The sequence below is a fragment of the Staphylococcus piscifermentans genome, assembly GCF_900186985.1.
In the GTDB taxonomy this organism is placed as follows: Bacteria; Bacillota; Bacilli; order Staphylococcales; family Staphylococcaceae; genus Staphylococcus; species Staphylococcus piscifermentans.
In genome coordinates, this window is the sequence record NZ_LT906447.1 from 701,917 (window position 1) to 726,393 (window position 24,477).

Here is a 24,477-nt window from a genome sequence, read left to right on the forward strand (position 1 = left end):
AATGTCTCAGCTCATTGTCAGAACGACGAAATAATTTGAACCTATATTATTTCGTCGTTCTGCTCCCTCAAATTAAAGTAATGCGCCAGCTAGGAATGGTACTATGGCTACTACGATTACTCCTACAAGTACGACTGCAATGCTGGCCATTGAAGCTTCAGTTTCACCGAGTTCGGTAGCCGCTGATACGCCGAGTGTGTGCCCGCTTGTGCCCAGTGCGAGTCCTCGTGCAATCGGATTGTCGATATGGAAGAATTTCAATAGTTTGTTACCTAGTGCGTAAATGATAACTGCATTCAAGATAACTGCGAGTGAAGTGAGTTCTTTGACACCGCCGATGCCATCAGATACTGGCAATGCAATCGCTGTAGTAGCAGCTTGCGGTAACATGGATGCGATAACATTACCGCCGAACATAAAGAGTTTAGATACAGCAAAGATACCGAAGAGTGCTACGACAGTACCTAAAGCAATACCGCCGAAGATTTTCGCCCAGTATTTTTTTAAGACGTCACGTTTTTTATATAACGGAATGGCGAAACAGATTGTTGCAGGTTCTAAGAAGAAGTTGATGATATCACCGCCGATTTTATAGTTTGCGTAGCTGATCCCTGTTATTTTCAAGAAGACAATACCGAAGACCATACTGACGAATAAAGGAGCCAGCAGGAAGAAGCCATTTGTTTTCTTGAAGAAATAAGTGGCAATCAAGAATGGAATCACAGATAATAAGATACCGAAATAAGGTGTATTAATGCCTAAATGTTCAATCATACATGTTCCTCCGCTACTTTGTTGTGACGTTTAGTTGTACCTTTAGTAGATTTATGCGCAAATGGCAACCCTTTGACCAATATTTGCGAAACAAAACCAGTACATAATAATAGTAAAATTGTAGAAATAATGATTAATAAAATAATTAAAATTGGACTTTTACTTAAAATGCCGAGTGAATTAATAACTGAAATTCCTGCTGGCACGAATAAGAAACTGATATTATTCGTTAATGCACTGCCGACACCCTCAACTTCGCCGAGTTTGATAATTCCAGTGGATAATGCAATAAACATCAGTACTAACCCGATAACTGATGCAGGCATCGGGATAGGAATGAAACTTTCAATTATTTTAGAAATTAATAGTATAATCCCGATAACCAACACTTGATGCAAGAATGAATAGGTTTTTGACGCTTTGCCCACATTTTTTGCGCTTGTTTTGACCTTTTCCATAGCATTACTGCCTCCGTTCGTTTCTTTATCTTGATTAAATTGTACGACCGAAATAGGTTTTTGTGGGCGTTTTCAAGGTGAAATGCGAGAATCAGTATGCGAGTTGCATCATTCACAAGATGAGTTTCATACAGTATAGATGAAAGGTAATATCGAGAGAATAAGCTGCACAAATTAGAGGGTGAAATATGAAAATACCCCCTTCGCTGTTTTCAGCTAAAAGGGAGTTAGGAGGCTTATATTAAACCGATTGCAGCTTTGAAAGGTTTCATATAAGAACGGCTGACTTGCACTTTCAGACCGCCAGTCAAGGTAACTTGATACGTATAATTGAACCAATGTTCTATTGTTTCAATGTGTGCTTGATTGATAATCGTAGAACGGTGGATACGTAAAAATTGCGTCGGATTCAAACGTTTCGCAAAGGTGTTTAAAGGTTCTGTGGTTTCATAATCTCGACTCAAGGTGTGCAAGGTCGTTTTACCGTTATTGACGGAAAGCGCAATAATGTCTCTTTGATTTAAGACATAAATGCGTTCGTCTACTTCAATCGGCAGAACTGACGGCTGCTTGATAGGAACGTCGGAAGTTCGGTCAGAGTGGTGCCTCACGGGTTCGCCGACTTTTTCTGAGGCAGACTGCTCTTCAGCGTTTTCTTTTCCAGGAACTGAAGCGGTATTTAATTTGGCTGCGACACGTTCGACTGCTTGATCAATGCGGCTTTGTTCAAAGGGTTTCAGGATGTAATCTGTAGCATCGAGTTCGAAGGCTTTGACCGCAAAGTTGTCGTGGGCTGTCGCAAAGATGATGTAGGGTGCTTGTTTCATTTTTTGAATTTTCTCGGCTAAGTCTAAACCGCTTTCGTTCATTAGATTAATGTCTAGAAAAATAACATCGTAAGTTTCGTATAATAATTTTTCGAGTGTTTCGGCGATGGTTTCTGCCTCGTCTATCGTTTCAAAATGACCATTTTGAGTGAGCAAGTAATTTAATTCATTACGTGCTAAGGGTTCGTCGTCAACGATGAGTGTGTTCAATTTCTCTCTACCTCCTTGTTGTCGGATCGGAATGGAATATGGCAGCTGACAGTAGTGCCGTGTGTATCTGAATCGATATGCAGCAGTGCACTGGTATCGAACAGTCCAGAGAGACGCAGATTCAAGTTTTCTAGCGCGCTGCCTGTTCCACCAGTATCAGAGTGTACGATAGCTTTGCCGATATAGGGCAGTTTATCTTCAGGGATGCCGATACCGTTATCTTGGACTTCTAAGTAAAGCTGGTCGTCTTCACCGCGTACAGTGACGTGTACGACGTTATTATTACGCCGATTCTTGAAAGCATGTCTGATCGCATTCTCTACTAGCACTTGAATGATGAATGGCGGCAGCAAAGCGTTGCGGCAAGCCGGATCAATATCGAAGGAAACATTGAAACGATCTGGGAACCGTGCTTGTTCTAGGGATAAGTAGGCTTCTACTTGCTGCAATTCTTTATCTAAGGTAATCGTGTTGTTGCGTGCCCCTTGTAAATTGGAGCGGAAGAATTGGCTGAGTTGCAAGAGTAGTTTGCGTGCTTTCTCGCTGTCTATACGCACCATGGCTGAAATTGTGTTAATAGCGTTGAAGAAGAAGTGAGGATTTACTTGAGCTTGTAAAGATTTGATTTCTGCATCTTTCAATAATTTGCTTTGTGCTTCAGCTTGTCCCAATTCTAACTGACTGGAAAAAATATTCGCAAGTCCCGTAGCGAGCTGCTTTTCAACAAAAGTGAGACGATGGGCATCCGTAAAATATAATTTGAGCGTACCAACCACTTTGTCTCGAATATGCAATGGAATAACGATGGCAGCTTCTAAGGGGCAATTCGGATGGTGACAGCCGATTTCATGTTTTGAATGCGCTTCTTTTATTTGCCCGGTTAAAATAACTTCTTTAGAAAGTTCAGTAATGATTTCTTTTTGCGGGACGTGATGATCGCTGCCAGAACCGACATGCGCTAAAATATCGTGGCGGTTAGTAATCGCGACTGCAGAAACACGCATCAACTCTTTGATAATATGTGCTGCTTTATTGGCTGAAGCTTCATTTAACCCTTCGCGAAAATAAGGCAAGGTTTCATTAGCAATTTGCAGCACATCGTGTGTTTGGACGCCACGTGTCTGTTCTTCTTGCTTCAAAGTTGAAATGATAATCGACAAGAAGATTGCTGTTCCGATACTGTTGATTAAAATCATCGGCAAGGCAATAAAGCTGACGAGTGACCATGCATGACCGCCATGTTCTGCAAATATCAAGATACAAAGCATCTGAATAATTTCTAAAGAAGCGCCGACTAGTGCTCCAAGTAAAATAGGCGGATAGCGCCGAGCTCTTAAATAATATCGGCCGACGTAACCGGAAACTAAAGCAATCAGTATAGAAGAAATGAAATAGGTAAAGGCGTTAGCGCCACCGATATAAAAGCGATAAATACCGGAAATGAGTCCTACTACTAATGCGACTGCTGGGCCTCCCACAAGTCCAGACACACCAATTGTTAACACACGTGTATTTGCCAGTGAAGTGTCAGGCGCTAAATGTGTATAGAGTTGTCCTGAGAGGATGTGCGAATCACGAATGACTACACCGGTTACATTGGAAAGCAGTGCGAAAATAACAAACATCAGTGTCAGTTGCCACTTTGCTCGCCAAGTTTCACGGTGCTGCATTAAATTTTTAAAATATTTGAAGTTCATTAAAATATAGGCAAGAACGATAATTAAACCGACACGTTCTAAGAGTAAAATAAATAAATTGAGCAAAGGAATCACCTTATTTATGAGAATTTTATGACAATTTATATATAAATGAAAATTGTTTATACTAAATATGTAATATGTTACGAATAAATAGATTAGCTATTAGGTATTTATAGAAATTCGCTTGAAATTGGTGTAAGATACTTCATATATTGAAAATGATAGGTTTAGTTTATATTGCAACTTAATGATAAGCTAAATCGCTATTTTTTTCAGTTTTTTTGCAGGGGTATAGGAGGAATTTAATATGACAACAACCAGATCTTACAGAGGAGACAACAAATTGTTGTTAGGCATTATTCTTGGTGTGATTACATTCTGGCTGTTTGCGCAATCGGTTTTGAATGTAGTGCCGACATTGCAAGAATCCTTTCGTACAAATGCAGGAATCATTAATACAGCGGTAAGTTTGACTGCTTTATTCTCCGGTTTATTTGTTGTGGGTGCCGGAAGTATTGCAGATAAAGTAGGACGCGTAAAAATTACGTATATCGGTTTAATTCTCAGTGTTGTGGGATCATTGTTAATTATTATAACTAATATACCAGCGTTTTTAATTATCGGCCGTATTATTCAAGGTTTTTCTGCAGCATGTATTATGCCTGCTACACTCGCCATTGTAAATGAATATTACATTGGCAAGGATAGACAGCGTGCCCTTAGTTATTGGTCTATCGGTTCATGGGGCGGATCAGGTATCTGTTCTTACTTCGGTGGATTAATGTCAACGTTTGTAGGGTGGCGTTGGATATTCATTATTTCAATCATTGTTGCATTGCTTGCAATGTGGTTGATGCGTAAAACTCCAGAAACAAAAGCTGATGCGGGCAGTGACGTACAACGCGGTAAACTAGACGTTGTAGGTTTAATCGTGTTAGCTATCATGATGTTAAGCTTAAATGTGATTATCACACAATCATCAAACTACGGCTTTCTATCGCCGCTTATTTTAAGTTTAATTGTTGTGTTCATTGTTTCGATTATCTTCTTTGCTTTCTATGAACAACGACTTAAAAATCCTTTGATTGATTTTAGATTATTTAAACATAAAGCTTATTCTGGAGCTGTATTATCCAATTTCGCATTAAATGCGGTAGCCGGAACATTAATTGTTGCTAATACTTATTTCCAACAAGGATTAGGATTTACATCAAATCAATCTGGTATGATGAGTATTACTTACTTAGTGACCGTGTTGGTAATGATTCGTATTGGTGAAAAAGTAATGCAAAAACTAGGTGCAAAACGTCCGATGATGTTTGGTGCTTTATTAAATGCAGTTGGGATGCTGCTGATTGCACTTACTTTCTTGCCGACACCGATTTATGTAGTCAGCAGTGTGCTCGGATATTTATTATTCGGACTCGGTCTAGGTATGTATGCGACACCATCTACTGATACAGCAGTTTCTTCTGCGCCCGACAATAAAGTTGGAGCTGCTTCAGGTATCTATAAGATGGCCTCTTCATTAGGGAATGCTTTTGGTATCGCTATTTCTGGTACGATTTATGCTGTTGTGTCACACCACTTCAACTTAGCGGCAGGGGCAATGGCAGGAATCGGATTCAATATACTATTAGGTATCTTTGCATTCCTAGCAGTATGGGTACTCGTTCCGAAATCTACTGGAGAAACTTATTAAAAAGAAAGACTAAATATTGCCGCCACGCATTTGTATGGTAAATATGATTCTTGAAAGACGGAAACATGCTCGGTGTTGCAGTTAATGAGGGAACTGCAGCATCGGGGGATGGTTCCGTTTTTTTGTTAGGTAAAAGTAAGAAAAGGGTAATGCAGAAAGAATAAGAGGAGAGGATACTATGGATACGTTATCGTTTATCTTAGCATTGATTGTTTTAGCTGCTTTAATCATAGGTGTGCGAGATATTGTACAAAATAAAATTTCTCACAAAACACACAAGACGTTATATAGTGCCATTATTATCATGATTATTTTAGTATTTGTATTATTCATGGATTTATTAGACTAAAAATGATCAGGAGCTGCGACAACCTTATGTCACAGCTCCTGTTTTTAGTAGTGGCTATCACTGTCTTGCTTTCTTTTTCCACAACAGCAGTAGACTTAAGTAAACTGTCAGCAATACGCTAGTGCAGAAGCTGAGCAAGATGACTAGGATAAAGGGTGGTGAGAACGCGATTAATGCAATATCCCAGTTTAAGGTATGAATGATATGGGCCGGCGTCTGTTCTAAAGCGATGCAGACTGAAATGACTATCAGACTGCTGATTAAGATGATTGTGCTGTTAGCTATAAATGAGTGATAGCGCCAAGTACGGCGATGTTGTCTGAAATGATAGATTAGGAAGCCGATTCCGATTAAGCAGCCAGTACTGATGAGACTTAAGAGCCATAGTGCAATGCCGATGAGAGTAGCATGTTGTTCGACGTAATGATTGAGTATCTGATGTTCGTTAAAATAGGCAAGTTGATGATCCAATGCTTTTGCTAACCCTGATATGCCTGGCGAATTAAGATTAGCCAATATTACGACCGCGTTTTGGTCTTTGGTGTTTAAGAGTATAAAGGAAGCATAATTAGGCAAGGTTCCTGGATGCAATACTTGGTGTGATTCTGGGTTGAGGAACCATCCTGAGCCATAGCCGACTGCATTTTTGTCAAAAGGCGTTTCAGCGATTTGCTGATGTGATTGATGTATTATCGAGCGACTTGATGCTCCAGGTTTCAGCTGATATTGAACCCAAGGTATCAGGTCAGTGGTGCTGCTGATCATGTAAGCAGCAGGCGTATCGCCTTTGAAATAAGCAGGGCGGTCCGCTTGGATGTTGCCATGTTCTTCAACATATCCTTTTGATAAAGCGCGTTTTTGTACAGCGGTAGGTTTCTCGGTCTTAAAGTAAGTCTTCTGCATGTGAAGCGGTTTCAAGATGTGTTGGTGTATGTAAGTTTCATATGATTGATGTGAAACTTGTTCAACCACGTAACCTAATACATTGTAATTCATATTGGCATAATTGAATTGTTGGCCAGGTGTTTCTTTTAGGCTGGCATGATTGATACTTTTGACGCGATCTTTTAAATTATTTTTACTTTTCGGAAGCGAGTCTTCATCATCACTAGACAAGCTGTCGCTGATGCCGCTTGTTTGTGAGAGTAATTGTTCAATGGTCACATCTGTTTGCCGTCCTTTATAATATAGATGCAGCCAGGGTATATACTTTGCCACAGGTGCTTTCAAGTCGACTTTATGTTCCTTTGCAAGTTGCAAGATGGCCAGTCCAGTAAAGGCCTTAGTATCTGAAGCAATTTCATATTGTGTGTTCTTAGTAGCATGCTGATGCTTGCTTAAATTTTGATAACCGTACCCTTGATTCAAAATGACTTTGCCATGTTGTATCATTAGAACACTCATCCCTGGGATGTCCTGTTGTTTCATCACTTGATGTATTTGTTGGTTCGCGGAATGATTCAAAGTTTGACGGCTGGATTGTCTGGAAGCGGCGTATGTCGACTGAAGAATAAGCATTAAAGCTATTCCTAAAAAGAGCATAGTGCTCAGTGTAAATAACAAGATAATATAATAAGGTGGATGGCTACGATTTTTCATTGGTTTACCTACTTTAAGAGTAATAAGATATGCAATAGTATACCATTATTTATTCATGATGAGGTTGCTTTAAGATTGAAGAGAGAAAGTTGGACAAGATGTTTACGATTTTGTTAACAAGATTTCGAAAGTGTAAAAGTTCTATATTTATTTAAGTTTGGGGTCTATACATTTTAAGTTTATAGGCGTATATTTTTCTCATTCATGAGTGAATGCATTATGCATGAACTTTGAAAAATGGGTAAATATAACATTGTATACACAATTAACTATATAGAAATAGATATAGGAGTAATGGATTATGATATTTAATCAATTGAAACATCTGTTGATTGGTAAACCAAAAAGAAACAGAGAACTTTCACATGAAAAAATTACTAAAGTCAAAGCGTTAGCTATTTTATCATCTGATGCTTTATCTTCAGTGGCTTATGGGCCGGAACAGATACTGATTACATTAACTGCTGTCAGTGTAGCAGCTACATGGTTCACTTTGCCGATTACAGCAGGCATACTGATTTTACTTTTAGCTTTGATTTTATCTTATAGACAGATCATTTATGCCTATCCAGAAGGCGGCGGCGCCTATGTGGTAACTAAACATAATTTAGGAGAAAAATTATCTTTGTTAGCGGGAGGCTCGTTGCTCGTAGATTATACCTTAACAGTGGCAGTAAGTATTTCATCAGGGGCAGATGCATTTATAGCAGCCTTTCCCAATCTGCATACGCATAAAGTGTTGATTGCTTGTTTGTTGGTGGTCATCATTTTAATTTTAAATTTACGTGGTTTGACTGATTCGGCGAAGGTCTTGTCGTATCCTGTGTACTTGTTTATCTTTGGTATGATTGTATTAATACTATACGGCACATTTAAAGTTGCTACCGGCCAAGCGCAACCCAATATGCATGCGGCAGTAGGTACAGCGGTTCCTGGAGTTACTTTGTTCTTGTTATTGCGTGCTTTTTCTTCAGGAGCGTCCTCTTTAACAGGGATTGAAGCGATTTCCAACGCTGTAACCAATTTCCATAATCCTGCACCGAAAAATGCAGTAAAAACTTTAGTCGCAATGGGCAGTATTTTAGCCTTCTTATTGATAGGAATAGTGGGTCTTTCATATTGGTATGGCATTGTACCACATATGGAAACTACTGTTTTATCACAACTGGCGACTCATGTATTTGGAGAAAACGTAGCGTTTTACTTTATCCAAGCGACTACGGTTTTAATACTAGTATTAGCTGCAAATACTGGATTTACAGCTTTTCCGTTATTAGCAGCCAATATGGCGCAAGATAAATATATGCCCCATATGTTTACTGTACGCGGTGACCGTTTAGGCTTTTCTAATTCAATGATTATCTTAGGCAGTGTGGCTATCATGCTTATCATTGCTTTTAAAGGTGCTACTGAAAATTTAATTCCGTTATATGCTACAGGGGTGTTTATTCCCTTTACGCTAGCGCAGTACGGCATGGTTATTAAATGGATCAGAGAACGTCCGAAAGGCTGGTTATTAAAATTATCTGCTAACGCTGTTGGCGGTACGATTACTTTTGTCGTGTTCATGATTTTCTTGATTACTAAATTCTCACATGTATGGTCAATTTTAATTTTCTTACCTTTTGTCGTATTTGTCTTATTGAAAATACGTTCGCATTATCGCGACATCGCTGAAGAGTTGCGTACAGACGCAGTATTCAAAGAGTTGGCACATATTGAGAAAAACTTAGCTTTGATACCTGTCAGCAGTATATCTGCAATTGTAGACAAATCGATTGAATATGCGGAATTGACTGCTGATCGTACGATTGCAGTACATGTGTCCTTTGATAGAACTAAAGATAAAGCCTTTCAAGAAAAATGGAAAAACCATTATCCTGGCATCCGTTTAGTGATAGTACATTCTGAATATCGCAGTATTGTACGACCATTAGCACGATTCATTGATAGAATACGTAGCAAAGCGGAGAACGACCATTTTGTCATCACAGTTATTGTCCCTCAATTTATTACGAAGAAAGGTTGGCAGAACTTGTTGCATAACCAAACAGGAATTGCTTTAAGATGGACATTGTTCTATCAAAAAAATTGTATTTTAGCTATGATTCCAATGAAATTGAAAAAATAAAGATGAGATTTCTGGAGCGGCAGAGAAACTGAGAGAAGGTTTCTTCCTGCCGTTCTTTTTTGTCAAAAGATAGTGAAACTATATTATTTGTACAGTATAATGATTTTTATAAGAATAATTAGAAAAGTGGTAATTATTCTTAAATACATAATTAGGTAGAGACAATATGAACAAAATTGCAAAGTATTCAGCAATCGTAGGATTGGCAAGTTCACTCTTAGTAGCAGGTCCAGCAAATGCGCAAGCTGCAGGTGGTGCTCCTGCTTCGTCAGCAGTGAAAGAACAGCATTCGACACAACAAGAAGCTAATTTAGGTGAACAAAATACCATGAGCGTGTCTTGGTATCAAAATTCAGCCGAGGCTAAAGCGTTATATTTACAAGGTTACAATACAGCAAAAGATAACTTAGATAAAGAATTGAAACATTATCATGGTAAAGGAAAAGGCAAGAAGCAACCTGCCATTGTCTTAGATATTGATGAAACAGTATTAGATAATTCACCTTATCAAGCTTATGCTTCTCTCAATAACACTACATTTCCAGATGGATGGCATGAGTGGGTAATGGCTGCTAAGGCTAAACCAGTTTATGGTGCTAAAGCTTTCTTAAATTATGCGAATAAAAAAGGAGTAGCCATCTATTATGTATCTGACCGTGATAAAGAGACAGAATTAGAAGCAACGGCTAAGAATTTGAAAGCCCAAGGTTTGCCTCAAAATGATAAGTCGCATATTTTACTTAAAGGGAAAAATGATAAAAATAAACAAAGCCGTCGCGATGCTGTGAAGAAGCATCATAACTTATTAATGTTATTCGGCGATAACTTGCTGGATTTTGACGATCCTAAAGCTAAAACAGCACAAGCCCGTACAGATTTAATCAATGAGAAAAAAGAAGAATTCGGGCGTAAATACATTATTTTCCCTAATCCGATGTATGGCAGTTGGGAGTCAACGTTATATCACAATGATTATAGTAAATCTGCTGCCGAAAAAGACCAATTGCGCAAAAGTTCATTAACAACTTTTGATCCGAATACAGGAGAAGTAAAGCAGGCTCAACAATAGAGAGGCCGAGTCTCAGTAATTAAGAGCGAGCGGAGTGTATAGACAGAGTGATGATAAAGTTGTGGCGAAAACTGTATAGGCGGCGAGTTCTGGCCTATACACTTAAGGCGGAAACTGTATAGGCGGCGAGGTCTAGGCTATACAGTTAGGGCGGAAACTGTCTAGGCGGCGAGTTCTGGCCTATACACTTAAGGCGGAAACTGTATAGGCGGCGAGTTCTATCCTATACACTTAAGGCGAAAACTGTATAGGCAATGAGTGCGAGCCTATACAGTTTACCAATCCTACTATAAAACACTCACCAATACTCCGCCTCCTCAACCCATACTCCCCCAAACATAAAGGAGCTAGACAAATTAATGTCTAGCTCCTTACCTATTAATCGGCTTTAGGTTTATTGCTATCTCTGAATTTTTGTACGTTAGCACGTGCATTATTTTTATATTTCTGATACATAATTATCATAAAGATGAACCAAATCGGAGAAACGAATAAGGCTTTTCTCGTTTCATCAGTAAATAATAATAACACATATGCAAAAATGAAGAAGGCTAAAACTACAAATCCTGCATATGGTCCGCCGGGTAATTTAAATTTATTCGCTTTATGTTCTTCTTTATTTTTGAAGGCATAGACGATGTAGGAAATAATAATCAACGTCCATACGAATAAGTATAATACAGTCGATAATGTTGTAACGTAAATAAAGAGTTGCACAGCATTAGGAAAAATATAGTTTAATAATGCTGCAAATAATAATAGTACTGATGAAATTAACATAGAAATATGTGGTACACCATGACTATTGACTTTACCTAAAACTTTCGGCCCTAGTCCTTGTTCAGCTAAACCGAATAAAATACGACTGTTTGAGTAAATACCACTATTTGTTGCTGAAGCGGCAGCTGTAATTACCACAAAGTTGACTAAGCTGGCTGCAAATGGAATACCAATCAAGCCGAATACTTTCACGAAAGGACTTGAATTTTCACTGAGTGTATTCCAAGGTACTACAGATGTGATAATAATTAATGACCCAACGTAGAAAAGTAAAATACGTACAGGAACATTATTAATAGCTTTCGGTATCGTTTTATCACGATCTTTTGTTTCGCCGGCTGTTACGCCAATCAATTCAATACCGATAAATGAATAAATCGCCATTTGGAAGGCCATTAAGAATCCGAATGCTCCGTGAGGGAACAGACCTCCATGTGTTACTAAATTACTGAAGCTTGCTGTACCATGATCTGTTTTAAAAGAGAAGAAGATTAAGATTAAACCTACAACGATTAAAGCGAGAATCGTAATAATTTTAATCAAAGCGAACCAAAATTCTAACTCCCCAAATAGTTTAGCACCTAATAAGTTGAATGCGATTAAGACCAGTACGACAAAAAGGACTGAAATCCAGTTGGGTACTTGCGGCAACCAATAAGCGATATATTGCCCAATTGCAGTCAAATCAGACATGCTTGATACAATCCAGCAGAACCAATATGTCCATCCAATAACGAAGCCGCCGAACGGTCCTAAATACTCATTTGCAATATCTACAAACGAGTTGAATCTCGTGTTGCTGAGTAACAATTCCCCAAGTCCGCGCATAAATGCAAATAAGAACATGCCGATAATTAAATATGCGATAAATATACTTGGACCTGTCAGTTTAATAGTTTGGCCAGAACCTAAGAAGAGGCCTGTACCGATTGCTCCGCCAATGGCAATTAATTGAATATGCCTATTGGAAAGCTCCTTTTGCAATTTTTGCCCCAAATTAAGACACCCTTTCAGATTGATATATAACAAAGGGGTTTTATGTTGACGTCGAATGATGTTATTAATGATATATAAAAGTTTTTGATATTGCAATTAATAATGAAAAAATATAAGCGAGTTTAATAAAGCGCATAAAATATAGTTATCCGAAAATTAATAAAAGTAAACGCATTAGCAGGTGTTAATTTTACATTTTTCCGAAAATTTTAAGTTGCAATAAGAACCTTATTTATTGAATCATTCGTTGCAAAAGTAAGAGGGAGAGGCGACAAAATCATTTTTAATTTTTATCCCGGCCCCTCACTAATCATGCTTTATGATAAATCGCAAGACGTCCCACAGAATCATAACTTTCTTTCATTTTTTCTTTAGGTATTTTAATCGTTTGGAATTTTGAAGGAATAAGAGCAGGCACTATTAATTTGTTGCCGAATTGTGACCATAATGGATCGATGTAGTAATAATGTGTATCATCATAACCCACTAACAATGTGATATGGATGTTAGAAACCCATTCTTCTCGTCCTGAATCTACTTTGAATGTACGCTTGTGGGGCTTTTGTCCTAATACAGTATGGTATACCAAGGCAGGTTGTCCATTGTCGATTAAAGTTTCTAATTCTTCTAGGGATGTACCCGTGCCGTCTATAATTTTAGTATCGTAAAGTTGCAAGTAAGGGGCGAAAGCTTGCGGAAATATTGTTTGGTGAGCGCCTGGCTTAAACATTAAGAAATGTCCGACGTATCCTTTATTCGGATTGCTCGAGTGTTTAGGCCAGCGTTTCATTAATGAATAGGGATGAACATAAATATGGTTATAGTTCAGCAACATAGAAGCTGCTGTACCTTCACATCCCATCACCATTGGAATTGGGGACAATTGACTTTTAGGTTTCACATTCAATAATTTTTTACTCATATTCCATACTCCATCTCTTAACGTAGTAGGTTAATTATAATTCCTGACACCTCTAGAACATAATGATTTGTTCATAAAAACAGGAGTTAGGATCATATTATGTCCCAACTCCTCCTATCTATGTCACTCTTAGCATTATGCTTTTTTAATTAAACGACTCAACCAAATATTTAATACAATTACTAAAATACTTGTAATAACAATAATAATGATAAATGGACCTACATTTGTGCCGCCTTTAATACCCACTAACGGTGCAATAATACCACCTAAAATGAATTGGAAAAGTCCTAGTAAACTTGAAGCATTACCGCTTCCTCCCGATCTTTCTTCAATTGCCAAAGCAAATCCGACTGGTCCAATACCTGTTACAGGACAAACCATAATGAAGAAAGCAATAACTAATAACCATAATGGAAGGTGGAACCAAGTAGTGATGATTACTAGGAATACACCTGTTAATTGAATAGTTGTTAAGATGTGCAATAATTTTTCACGCGAAATATATTTGACCGCAAATGCAGTTACCTGACTCATTAAGATTAAACCTACACCGTTTACCGCATACATCCAGCCAAATGCTTGAGGTGTCATGTGGTAAATTTTTTGTGTAATAAATGGAGAGGCTGCTGCATAGCTGAATAACATGACGTATGTTAAACCTTGCATCAACATCGGTACTACGAATTTCGGTTTGCTGAGTAAATGGCCGAAGTCTTTGATGATTTCACCGAAATTCAGACGTGCAACTGCATCCGAACGCGTTTCTTTCATCAAAACCATTGCTGCTACAAAGATAACCACGGAAATAATAGTTAAAGCTGCAAAAATCATTTTCCATGAAGCAAAGGCTAATGTGTAGCCCCCTACAAGTGGTGCTACGATGGTAATAATTCCGTTCACCACTAATAATGCTGCTAAAGCTTGTGTTAAAGCAGTTCCGTCAAATTGATCGCCTACTGTAGCACGTGCAATCACAATAGCACCGCCGCCGAGCAGGCCTTGAATAAAACGTAATCCTAAAAATAGGTCAATTGAACTGATAAAGACACATCCAAGTGAGACGAGTGCCATTAATATCAAAATAGTCATTACTGTTCGTTTACGCCCATAAATATCTGAAAGGGGACCGAAAATAAATTGACCTAGTGCCATACCAATCATAACGAAGGATAGCGTGAGTTGAGATGTTGAAGTGGAAACACCAAAATCATCTTGCACTTGCGGCAAAGCTGGATTATACATATCGACCAGCATTGGACCGAAAGCTGTCATCGCACCCAAAACGATAATCATGATTAAAGGCAATCTCGATTGTTCATTTTTAATCATCTGTGTATTTCTCCTCTTTAATTAATTACTCTCCATTATAACGATATACTTTTAACTTTGTAACAATATTTTTACATTTTATTGTTTAAAAATTGAATATACAGAAAAATGTGTTCATGAGAAATTGAGAAGCTATAAAAGATAAAGTATGACGTTTCACATACGAAATTTTGTGAAGTTTGTAAATATTAAATGAACGATGACTGCTTCACTACCCAAATTTCGCCCAACTTTGTTATAATTTTGTATATTATAATCACTGCATTTTAAAGAATAAACTCAGTCATTTAGCCACATAAATATCTCGCTGAGTAAAATATGAAAATAAAGAATGATGGAGCTAGTAAGATGAAACTCACTAAAACACATTATGAAATTATTAAGTTTATTATTGTCGGCGGCATTAATACTTTAGATTATTACCTTGTTTATTTGCTGTTATTAAAAGGAATCGGATTGAATTATATGCTCAGTCATATAACAGGATTTATAGTCAGCTTTGTAATTTCATATTATTTAAATTGTTACTTTGTCTATAAAGTGAAACCGACTTGGGGAAAATTTATTCAATTTCCACTCACTCAAGTCGTTAATATGGGAATGCAGACGCTATTATTATATATCTTTGTTCAATGGTTACATATTTCGTCTGTTATCGCACCATTCGCCGGCTTGATATTAACTATACCGATTACTTTTATTTTATCTAAATATATATTACGTGATCGCTGATACGAATCTTAAGATACCGTTGGAGAAATTAAGCTCTCCAATGGTATTTTTTAGGCTGCGCTAACTTAAAAATTAGCATAAGAAATTAAAAAATAATTAAAAATAAAAAAATTGAATCTCTCAAAAATATGACGCATAATTAGATATAAGAAGTTGAGAAGGTGGGAATCAGAATGTCAGCAAGCGATAATTTACAGAAAGCGCAACGTGGTGCCTATTTAAGTTTAGTTGTTTATATCATTTTATCAGCAGCTAAGTTTATTGTAGGATATACCTTCCATTCAGCAGCGGTTCGTGCAGATGCCTTAAATAATATGACAGATATTTTAGTTTCAATCGCGGTGATTGTCGGGTTGAAGATTTCCATTAAACCTGCAGATAAAAATCATCCATATGGTCATTTGAAATCCGAAAATATCGCTACATTGCTTGTCTCTTTCATCATTATGTTTGTAGGGGTACAAGTGGTTATGCAAAATTTCCCGCGCATATTTAGAAATGACTATCATACACCTAACCCGATTACGATTGTAGTCAGCATAGTCAGCGGGATTATTATGTTAGCTGTTTTTTATTATAATTTCAGATTAGCTAAGCGTACAAACAGTCGTTCTTTACATTCGTCATCATTAGATAATCTATCAGATAGTATTGTCAGTTTAGGTACAGGCGTCGGTTTGATTTTTACACAATTTGGATTTCCGATTGTCGATATCATTTTAGCCACAGTTCTAGGTTTATTGATTATTTACACAGGTTTCTCTATATTTAGAGAATCTATTTTTACGTTAAGTGATGGTTTTAATGAACGAGACTTAGAAATGTATCGTCAAGAAGTGTTGGAAGTGCCTGATGTAATTGATGTTAAGACCATCAAGGGCCGTTATCACGGAAGCAGTGTATTTGTGGATGTCACGATCGTTGTACAGCCTGATATTACTTTAGATGAAGCGCACGAAATCTGTGATAGAGTTGAAACTTACATGCATGAGAGAGGGGTTTCTTCTGTTTATGTACATCCTGAACCTTATCATCCAGAAAGAAATCAAGAGTTAGAAAAATAATTGGCGGCTTCTGAAATAAAAAATAAAACCGCTTGAGACGAAAATTGTCTCAAGCGGTTTTGTGTCGTTAAGAGATATTATTTAAGATGGGATTACCACCAGCCGTTTGCTTCTCGGAATTGAATAGCTTGGTCGATTGAACCGTAGCGATCTTCAGCATATTGAATCATGCCTTTAGTTTGTTCTTCAACAGAACCTGTTCCCCAAGCTTCTTTCGTTTGACCTAGACCTTGATAACCTAATTCATTTACAGCATTCGGATTGCCGCCTGATTCAGGCATCACAATATTTTCCCACATTGCTTCAGTACCGCCTGCAGCGATAAAACGGTCATGTACAGATTGTGTACTTGATTGTTCAGCTGCGTGTGCTGTGTTTGTGTTCGTATCTGCTTGGATTCCTGCACTTGCTGCTGTAGCGATTGAAAAAGCAGCAAATGATGACAACAATAATTTTTTCATAATAAAAAATATCCTCCTGAATTGAATTTATCTCTGTTTCGTTCGTAATTCACAAAAACTACTATAACATCTGAAATTGTAGTTTAGGTTACACCATTTTCACAAAATACTTACGAAAAATTTTAAATGTAACACTTACATGACAAAAAATTTCAAAACCGGAAATTTTTGTCTTTTTTTAATCTATCTGCAAAAAAATAAGACAGTTGTGTGAAAAGTTATACTATTGTATACAAAAGTGCTATATTTTTAGTGAAAGATTTTTTATAGAAAGGGATGTTGAGTATGCCAACATTAATATTATGCCGACACGGACAAAGTGTCTGGAATGCAGAAAACTTATTTACAGGATGGACTGATGTAGATTTATCAAAACAAGGTGTGGAAGAAGCAACAACTTCAGGAGATCGTTTGAAGCAAGAAGGTATTGAAATTGATGTTGCTTTCACTTCAGTTCTGCAACGTGCAATTAAAACAACTTACTATTTATTAGAAAGATCAGATCAACTCTTTGTTCCAGTTACTAAAACTTGGCGTTTGAATGAACGACATTATGGCGGTTTGCAAGGATTGAATAAAGATGCTGCACGTGAAGAATTCGGTGAAGATCAAGTACACATTTGGAGACGTTCATATGATATTGCCCCTCCAGAAGCAACTGCAGAACAACGTGAATTAGACTTAGCGGATCGTAAATATCAAGGACTAGACCATCGTGTCATACCTACTTCAGAAAGTTTGAAAGACACATTGGGTCGTGTAATCCCTTATTGGAACGACGCAATTGCACCAGAATTATTGCAAGATAAAACTGTATTGGTATCTGCACACGGTAATTCATTACGTGCACTGATCAAACACATTGAAGGTGTTTCTGATGAAGATATTGTAGGTTATGAAATTAAAACCGGCTCACCGTTAATCTACGAATTAGATGATAATTTAGGATTTATCTCTAAACATTATCTATAAGTAAATATATATAAAATAAAAGGATTCCGAATCGCATGATTCGGAATCCTTTTTTTGCAAATGACCAGGATAGAGTTTTTAAAATTTACGTTATAAATAATACTTTAGGGAATATTTTTAAATATGAAATACTGTACAATCCGCATGCAGAGAGTAACTCTTAACTAGGGAATAATCTGGAAAAAGATTATTTTTACAGTTTGAGAGAAACGGATTAGAGATTAATGTTTAAGTGTTTAAAGGATCATTTGCAAAATAAAAATCTATATTATTGGGCTTTTTTATTACGTTTATGCGTCTTAATAATTTTCAAGGCACGTTTACGTGTCTTGATATTAGGACTATGCAAATTACGACGCGCTGTTGCTAAATCTTGTTTCATAGTATATTCGCCTCCTAATTGAACTGACTCTATTATGCATTATTTTTGCAGTAATGTAAATAGTAATGATTACGATTTAAAAAATAAACTTTAGGTTATCGGTGAGTTGAAACCATACGTGCATATAATAAGGAGATTTTGGGAATAACCTAAATGATTTAAATATTGACGGATAGGGGCATAAAGCTTAAAATTAATGTTATTCCGATGAGAATGATAAGGATAAAGGAGAAAAGCTATGAAGAGAATATTATTAACTGTTTTAACAATCGTGTTAACTGTAGCTTTAGCTGCATGCGGCAACGGTTCAAGTGATAACAAATCATCTAAGTCTAAAGATGATAAAACTTTAGTGGTAGGAACAGAAGGGACTTATGCACCTTTTACATACCATGACAAAAAAGGAAACTTAACAGGTTACGACATCGATGTAACTAAAGCAGTAGCGAAAGAAATGGGTTACAAAGTTAAATTCAAAGAAACACAATGGGATTCTATGTTTGCAGGATTGGATTCAGGTCGTTTCGATATGATTGCCAACCAAGTCGGTATTAATAAAGATAGAGAAGCGAAATATAAATTCTCTAAACCTTACACTTATTCAAGCGGTGTATTAGTAGTGAATAAAGATAATAAAAATATCAAGTCATTTGATGACGTTAAAGGTAAGAAAATGGCACAAACATTTACTTCTAACTATGGTGAACTTGCAAAATCTAAAGGTGCCGAGTTAGTTAAAGTAGACGGTTTCAACCAAGCAATGGATTTATTACAATCTCACCGTGTTGAAGGTACTTTCAATGACAGCTTGTCTTACTTAGATTACAAAAAGCAAAAACCTGATGCTAAAATCAAAGAAATCAAAGGTAATGCAGAAAAAAGTAAAACTGCTTTCACTTTCACTAAAAAAGAAGACGATGCAACAATCAAAAAAGTCAATAAAGCTTTAGATAAACTAGAAAAAGATGGCGAGTTAGCTAAAATCGGTAAGAAATGGTTTGGTCAAGATGTTTCTAAACCTTAATGCTATTGTTTTGAATGAACAGCAGGCTCATGCACTAGATGCAGCACGACAAGCTTTCTTGCCGATGTTGGGCGGTTTAGTTAAATATTCCATTCCAATTACGTTAGCGACATTTGTATTAGGATTAATTATTGCATTATTTACAGCTTTGATGCGTATCAGTACAAGTAAAATTTTACGTGGTATTGCCAGAGTTTATGTATCGATTATTCGTGGGACACCGATGATTGTACAATTATTCATTATTTTCTATGGTTTGCCGGAACTAGGCAGATTATTGACGAACAATCCTGATACACAATGGACCTTACCATCAGTAGTAGCGGCAATTATCGGGTTATCTCTGAATGTCGGTGCCTATGCTTCAGAAATTATCCGTGGTGGTATTCTGTCAATTCCGAAAGGACAAACTGAAGCGGCCTATTCAATCGGCATGAATTATCGTCAAACAATTCAACGCATTATTTTGCCGCAAGCAATCAGAGTCTCTGTACCTGCGCTCGGCAACACCTTCCTCAGCTTACTGAAAGATACTTCCTTGCTCGGATTTATCTTAGTAGCTGAGATGTTCAGAAAGGCACAAGAAGTAGCCTCGACAACGTACGAATATTTAACGATTTATATACTTGTGGCGTTGTTATACTGGGTTGTTTGCTTTATCATTTCAGTGATTCAATCCTTCTATGAATCTTACTTAGAAAGAGGTTATCGTTCATGATTGAATTGAAAAATATTAAAAAATCTTTCGGTGATAAAGAAGTCATTAAAGGTGTCGACTTGAATGTTAACGAAGGCGAAGTGGTTACTTTAATCGGACGTTCTGGTTCAGGTAAAACAACTTTACTGCGAATGATGAATGCCTTAGAAATACCTACAGAGGGACAAGTCTTTGTAAACGGTGAAACTTATACAGAGAATGATAAGAAATCACAAATCCGCGTTCGTAAACAATCTGGGATGGTATTCCAAAATTATAATCTTTTTCCACACAAGACCGCTATTGAGAATGTGATGGAAGGTCTTATCGTAGTGAAAAAGATGAATAAGCAGGAAGCAAGAAAGCGCGCTGAAACCTTACTAGAAAAAGTTGGGTTAACGCAAGTGAAAGATCAACATCCGAACGCATTATCCGGCGGTCAGCAACAACGTGTAGCTATCGCTAGAGCTTTAGCTATGAATCCTAAAGTAATGTTGTTCGACGAACCGACTTCAGCACTTGATCCAGAATTGGTGAATGAAGTTTTACGTGTTATCAAAGAACTTGCGCAAGAAGGGATGACAATGGTCATCGTTACACATGAAATGCGCTTTGCTAAAGAAGTTTCAGACAAGACTGTTTTCATTCATGAAGGTGTGATTGGAGAAGAAGGGAAACCTTCTGAAATCTTTAATCACCCGCAAACTAAAGACTTGCAACGCTTTTTAAATGTGATTCAAGAACAAGAAATTTAAACCTTCAACTCTCGGTTTGCTTTTAAGCAGATCGGGAGTTTTATTTTTCATTAAATTCAGCATAGCGCTCTGCCAGAATACAGTGTATGATATGATTTGAGAGAATTGAATGAAAAGAAAGCAACACATGACTAGAAATAGTTAAGAATGAATCAGGGAAATATCGATTCAAACGGATAGAAATAATAAGAATCGAGGCGTTTATTGAATGAAGAAATTAGTATTATTTATCAGCATCGCTGTTATAGCAGCAGTATTACAAGGCTGTTCACAAAAAGATACAGATTTAACCAGTAAAAATGATAAAGTTAAAGTCGTAGAATTTGCGGATTATAAATGTCCTTATTGTAAAAAGGTAGAAGACAATGTCATGCCTAAATTACAAAAAGACTATATTGATAAAGGTAAAGTAGACTATCAATTAGTCAATGTGGCTTTCTTAGGCAAGGATTCTATAATCGGTTCTCGTGCAGGTCACGCAGTCAAAAATATAGGACCTCAACAATATTTGACGTTCCAAAAGAAAATTTTTGCGGCACAGCCTGATACAGAAGATCATAAAAAATCTTGGATTAATGAAAAATTATTAGACAAACTCATCGATGAATTAAACCTCTCTGATCAACAAAAAGCAGATATTAAAAAGGATTATAAAACTAAAGACAGTCAATCATGGAAAGATGCTGAAAAAGATAAAAAAATGGCTAAGAAGAAAAATATTGATACTGTCCCTGTAGTATTCGTGGATGGTACTAAATTAGATGACCCATATCATTTCAAAGAGTATAACGATTTACTCAAAAAATAAAATATTCTTTAAAACTGGAACCGCCAACAAGCTGGGCTGGGACGACGAAATAATTTTAATTTATTATTCTGTCCCAAGCTCAGCTTTTTTCATGAGCGTTAAAACCGCTAAAAGAGTGAATGGCAACACGCGACCTAGAGAAAACGCGCTTGTATTACGGATAGTGAAGTGCTAAAATACAAAGATATAAAACGTAACGATTACGATTTATTACCCGCATTCAAATGTGTATTTCACAGTGATTGATAGATAAGGAAAGGGAGTATTTTAATATGCAACACTACCGCGTCGCAATTATCGGAGCAGGAGCAGCCGGAATCGGAATGGCAATTGCGTTTCAGCAATTAGGATTAGATAAAGAAGATATGACAATTTTAGATAAAGGGAAAGTAGGTCAGTCATTCTTAAATTGGCCGAAATCCACTCGTACAATTACCCCTTCATTTACGACAAACGGTTTCGGCATGCCGGATATCAATGCCGTTTCCACAGAGACTTCACCTGCATTTACTTTTAATGAAGAACATGTCTCCGGAGAAACTTATGCAGAATATTTGCAAACAGTCTCAGAATATTATGAGTTACCGGTTCAAGAAGAAACACAAGTATCCAGTATTGAGTTTGTAGATGGACATTATGAAATTCAGACAGAACAAGGCTTAGTCACTAGCGAATATATTTTCGTAGCTACTGGAGACTTTTCATTTGCACGCAAACCATTTAAATATGGACAGCATTACAGTGAAGTGGAAGATTTCACGCAAATGCCAGGTGATGAATATGTTATTATAGGCGGAAATGAGAGTGCCTTTGACGCTGCCGTTTGTTTGGCTGAAAAGGGAAAACAAGTTTCTATCTATACGCATACTACAGGTTTAGATCAAGAGAATGCAGATCCAAGTATCCGGCTTTCTCCATATACGCATCAACGTCTGCAACGCGCAGTTGAGAAGGGCGCAGCGATAGAATTGAATGTAGGTTATACTGCTTCAACTATCGACTTCTCAGATATGGACAACAAATATGTGGTTAAATTCAACAATGGCAAACAAGTGGCCACACGTAACGAACCGATTTTAGCGACAGGATTCGATGCTACAACCAATCCGCTTGTCCGCCAACTCTTCAGCACTGCAGATGGCGAAATCGAACTTACTGAACTAGATGAATCTACACGTTACCCTAATGTCTTTCTTATCGGTCCGACTGTACGCCATGCAGACGCGATTTTATGTTACATTTACAAATTCCGTGCACGTTTTGCAGTACTAGCAGAACAAGTAATGGACCGTGAAGCTTTAGAAGTTGATCAAACAGCACTAGAAACATACAAAGCCAACAACATGTACCTAGATGATTACAGTTGCTGTGAAGTGGATTGCTCATGCTAGAAGTTAAATTCAACTTGGCTACAGGAGAAGCCACATCCATCCCAGATGCGCCACATCAACTGAAACTGACACATTACCATCGTTTGACTACTGGCCAGCAATTTCTGCTGCGCCAGTTTATTCTGAAAAGACACATTCATGCTTCACCTTATAAAGCGGTAGAATCTGATGCACAAACCACTCAAGCAGACTTCAAGAAACTTAAAGATTATATAGAAGAAAGTCGTCAACATCATCCTAAAATACAAGACACTTTGCTCGGTTGGCTCATTATCTTTTTAATGTTTGCACTGCCGATATTTTTGGCCTATCACTTTTCTGATTGGCTACAAAACACTTATGTGACACAGTGGATTGATCAGATGACGAAGCAAGCTAATACACCGTATCAATGGATTAACCACATTTTGTATGGGGATTACGGCGTCTTATCACTCGGTATTTATTCGTTAGTGTGGGCATTGCCGGTAGTAGTCATGATCGGTATTTCCACTGCTGTAATTGACCAAACCCATCTTAAACAGTATGTCGTATGGTCTATAGAACCCACTATGCGCAAAATAGGTCTAGACGGTCAAGATATCATTCCTGTCTTAGAGGGATTCGGTTGTAATGCAGCAGCCATTACGCAAGCTAATAGTCAATGCAGCAGTTGTACGAAAGAAAACTGCATGAGTATTATCAGCTTCGGCTCCTCATGCAGTTATCAAATCGGCGCTACACTGTCACTATTCAGTGCAGCCCATCACTCATGGCTATTTGTACCTTATTTATTACTCGTCTTTTTAGGAGGCATCTTGCATAACAAATTATGGTACAGAAAACCGACAACATTCCATGTTACACCGCCGATTTACCGTTCTAAATTACAATGGCCGGACATGAAACCGCTGCTCGCCCAAATTTGGAGTACCATCCAAATGTTCTTATTGCAAGCTTTACCCATATTCATTGCAATCTGTATTGTTGTGAGTATTCTATCGTTGACACCTATACTTACTATTATCTCAGGGATCTTCACGCCATTGCTTGCACTCTTGCATATTCCAGATTCCATGGCACCAGGTATTCTTTTTTCAATGATTCGCAAAGACGGCATGCTGCTCTTCAACTTCGATCACGGTACCGTCTTGCAAGCCCTATCACCAGCAAGTTTACTTATCTTAGTCTTCTTCAGTTCGACATTTTTATCCTGCATGGTAACAGTTTCCATGATGGTCAAACACTTAGGTGTTAAAAAAGGTGCTGGTATTGTAGGACGACAAATGACAACCGCTATTATTTGTACTTTATTCCTAGCACTGATTGCCGGCATTTTGATTTAATACCATAAAAGAGAGGA

23 protein-coding genes are annotated in these 24,477 nt (G+C 37.4%); 13 read left to right on the forward strand and 10 right to left on the reverse strand.

Features of this window, described 5'->3' with window-relative positions:
• Positions 1-72: 72 nt before the first annotated feature.
• From lrgB to CKV71_RS02895, 4 genes are all read right to left on the reverse strand, one after another.
• Positions 73-774: an antiholin-like protein LrgB gene (gene lrgB, locus CKV71_RS02880; RefSeq protein WP_095103638.1), complete on the reverse strand. Its 702-nt coding sequence runs from the start codon at positions 772-774 to the stop codon at positions 73-75.
• Positions 771-1,232 (reverse strand): antiholin-like murein hydrolase modulator LrgA, encoded by a 462-nt coding sequence (gene lrgA, locus CKV71_RS02885; RefSeq protein ID WP_095103639.1) that lies wholly within the window; start codon positions 1,230-1,232, stop codon positions 771-773. Before lrgA ends, lrgB begins: the two co-directional genes overlap by 4 nt.
• 236 nt (positions 1,233-1,468) lie before the next feature.
• Positions 1,469-2,269 (reverse strand): response regulator transcription factor LytR, encoded by an 801-nt coding sequence (locus CKV71_RS02890; RefSeq protein WP_095103641.1) that lies wholly within the window; start codon positions 2,267-2,269, stop codon positions 1,469-1,471.
• The gene (locus tag CKV71_RS02895) at positions 2,266-4,032 is read right to left on the reverse strand and encodes a sensor histidine kinase (RefSeq protein ID WP_095103642.1); all 1,767 of its coding nucleotides are present in this window, start codon (positions 4,030-4,032) and stop codon (positions 2,266-2,268) included. Before CKV71_RS02895 ends, CKV71_RS02890 begins: the two co-directional genes overlap by 4 nt.
• A gap of 244 nt (positions 4,033-4,276) precedes the next feature.
• On the opposite strand from CKV71_RS02895, the gene CKV71_RS02900 reads away from it, so the two are divergent.
• On the forward strand, positions 4,277-5,671 hold the full coding sequence (locus CKV71_RS02900; protein WP_095103643.1) for an MFS transporter: 1,395 nt from the start codon (positions 4,277-4,279) through the stop codon (positions 5,669-5,671).
• Positions 5,672-5,849: 178 nt separating this feature from the next.
• On the forward strand, positions 5,850-6,020 hold the full coding sequence (locus CKV71_RS12400; RefSeq protein WP_157738585.1) for a hypothetical protein: 171 nt from the start codon (positions 5,850-5,852) through the stop codon (positions 6,018-6,020).
• A 57-nt stretch (positions 6,021-6,077) separates the two neighbouring features.
• Here the strand turns inward: CKV71_RS12400 and CKV71_RS02905 are convergent, their stop codons facing one another.
• A complete protein-coding gene (locus CKV71_RS02905; RefSeq protein ID WP_095103646.1) occupies positions 6,078-7,619 on the reverse strand; it encodes a serine hydrolase domain-containing protein in 1,542 nt (513 codons plus the stop codon).
• Positions 7,620-7,923: 304 nt separating this feature from the next.
• On the opposite strand from CKV71_RS02905, the gene CKV71_RS02910 reads away from it, so the two are divergent.
• Positions 7,924-9,750, forward strand: a complete 1,827-nt coding sequence (locus CKV71_RS02910) for an APC family permease (protein ID WP_095107223.1) — start codon at positions 7,924-7,926, stop codon at positions 9,748-9,750.
• A gap of 166 nt (positions 9,751-9,916) precedes the next feature.
• The gene (locus CKV71_RS02915; protein WP_095103647.1) at positions 9,917-10,819 is read left to right on the forward strand and encodes a 5'-nucleotidase, lipoprotein e(P4) family; all 903 of its coding nucleotides are present in this window, start codon (positions 9,917-9,919) and stop codon (positions 10,817-10,819) included.
• 378 nt (positions 10,820-11,197) lie between these two features.
• Here the strand turns inward: CKV71_RS02915 and CKV71_RS02920 are convergent, their stop codons facing one another.
• The 3 genes from CKV71_RS02920 to CKV71_RS02930 all read right to left on the reverse strand — a co-directional run bounded on the left by CKV71_RS02920 (position 11,198) and on the right by CKV71_RS02930 (position 14,849).
• Positions 11,198-12,595 carry an amino acid permease gene (locus CKV71_RS02920; RefSeq protein ID WP_095103648.1) on the reverse strand — a complete coding sequence of 466 codons (1,398 nt, stop codon included), beginning with the start codon at positions 12,593-12,595 and terminating at the stop codon, positions 11,198-11,200.
• A 310-nt stretch (positions 12,596-12,905) separates the two neighbouring features.
• A complete protein-coding gene (locus tag CKV71_RS02925) occupies positions 12,906-13,517 on the reverse strand; it encodes a C39 family peptidase (protein WP_095103650.1) in 612 nt (203 codons plus the stop codon).
• 135 nt (positions 13,518-13,652) lie between these two features.
• Positions 13,653-14,849 carry a putative multidrug effflux MFS transporter TcaB gene (locus tag CKV71_RS02930; protein ID WP_095103651.1) on the reverse strand — a complete coding sequence of 399 codons (1,197 nt, stop codon included), beginning with the start codon at positions 14,847-14,849 and terminating at the stop codon, positions 13,653-13,655.
• A gap of 348 nt (positions 14,850-15,197) precedes the next feature.
• On the opposite strand from CKV71_RS02930, the gene CKV71_RS02935 reads away from it, so the two are divergent.
• Together CKV71_RS02935 and CKV71_RS02940 are read left to right on the forward strand one after the other, a co-directional pair.
• On the forward strand, positions 15,198-15,581 hold the full coding sequence (locus CKV71_RS02935) for a GtrA family protein (RefSeq protein WP_095103652.1): 384 nt from the start codon (positions 15,198-15,200) through the stop codon (positions 15,579-15,581).
• A gap of 173 nt (positions 15,582-15,754) precedes the next feature.
• Complete coding sequence (locus tag CKV71_RS02940) at positions 15,755-16,645, forward strand: cation diffusion facilitator family transporter (RefSeq protein ID WP_095103653.1); 891 nt, start codon at positions 15,755-15,757, stop codon at positions 16,643-16,645.
• Between the two features lie 92 nt (positions 16,646-16,737).
• Here the strand turns inward: CKV71_RS02940 and CKV71_RS02945 are convergent, their stop codons facing one another.
• Positions 16,738-17,106 (reverse strand): aggregation-promoting factor C-terminal-like domain-containing protein, encoded by a 369-nt coding sequence (locus CKV71_RS02945; protein ID WP_095103654.1) that lies wholly within the window; start codon positions 17,104-17,106, stop codon positions 16,738-16,740.
• 285 nt (positions 17,107-17,391) lie between these two features.
• Here CKV71_RS02945 and CKV71_RS02950 point away from each other — a divergent pair, with 285 nt between their 5' ends.
• The gene (locus tag CKV71_RS02950; RefSeq protein WP_095103656.1) at positions 17,392-18,078 is read left to right on the forward strand and encodes a 2,3-diphosphoglycerate-dependent phosphoglycerate mutase; all 687 of its coding nucleotides are present in this window, start codon (positions 17,392-17,394) and stop codon (positions 18,076-18,078) included.
• Between the two features lie 268 nt (positions 18,079-18,346).
• Here the strand turns inward: CKV71_RS02950 and CKV71_RS02955 are convergent, their stop codons facing one another.
• Positions 18,347-18,460, reverse strand: coding sequence for a putative metal homeostasis protein (locus CKV71_RS02955; RefSeq protein ID WP_095103657.1), 114 nt, complete (start codon positions 18,458-18,460; stop codon positions 18,347-18,349).
• A gap of 238 nt (positions 18,461-18,698) precedes the next feature.
• Here CKV71_RS02955 and CKV71_RS02960 point away from each other — a divergent pair, with 238 nt between their 5' ends.
• The 6 genes from CKV71_RS02960 to CKV71_RS02985 all read left to right on the forward strand — a co-directional run bounded on the left by CKV71_RS02960 (position 18,699) and on the right by CKV71_RS02985 (position 24,460).
• A complete protein-coding gene (locus CKV71_RS02960) occupies positions 18,699-19,484 on the forward strand; it encodes an amino acid ABC transporter substrate-binding protein (protein WP_095103658.1) in 786 nt (261 codons plus the stop codon).
• Positions 19,468-20,202 (forward strand): amino acid ABC transporter permease, encoded by a 735-nt coding sequence (locus CKV71_RS02965; protein WP_095103660.1) that lies wholly within the window; start codon positions 19,468-19,470, stop codon positions 20,200-20,202. Before CKV71_RS02960 ends, CKV71_RS02965 begins: the two co-directional genes overlap by 17 nt.
• Positions 20,199-20,936: an amino acid ABC transporter ATP-binding protein gene (locus tag CKV71_RS02970; RefSeq protein ID WP_095103663.1), complete on the forward strand. Its 738-nt coding sequence runs from the start codon at positions 20,199-20,201 to the stop codon at positions 20,934-20,936. Before CKV71_RS02965 ends, CKV71_RS02970 begins: the two co-directional genes overlap by 4 nt.
• 208 nt (positions 20,937-21,144) lie before the next feature.
• Positions 21,145-21,744 carry a DsbA family protein gene (locus CKV71_RS02975; protein WP_095103667.1) on the forward strand — a complete coding sequence of 200 codons (600 nt, stop codon included), beginning with the start codon at positions 21,145-21,147 and terminating at the stop codon, positions 21,742-21,744.
• A 272-nt stretch (positions 21,745-22,016) separates the two neighbouring features.
• Positions 22,017-23,135 (forward strand): NAD(P)/FAD-dependent oxidoreductase, encoded by a 1,119-nt coding sequence (locus CKV71_RS02980; RefSeq protein WP_095103671.1) that lies wholly within the window; start codon positions 22,017-22,019, stop codon positions 23,133-23,135.
• On the forward strand, positions 23,129-24,460 hold the full coding sequence (locus tag CKV71_RS02985; RefSeq protein WP_095103675.1) for a nucleoside recognition domain-containing protein: 1,332 nt from the start codon (positions 23,129-23,131) through the stop codon (positions 24,458-24,460). Before CKV71_RS02980 ends, CKV71_RS02985 begins: the two co-directional genes overlap by 7 nt.
• Positions 24,461-24,477: the final 17 nt, after the last annotated feature.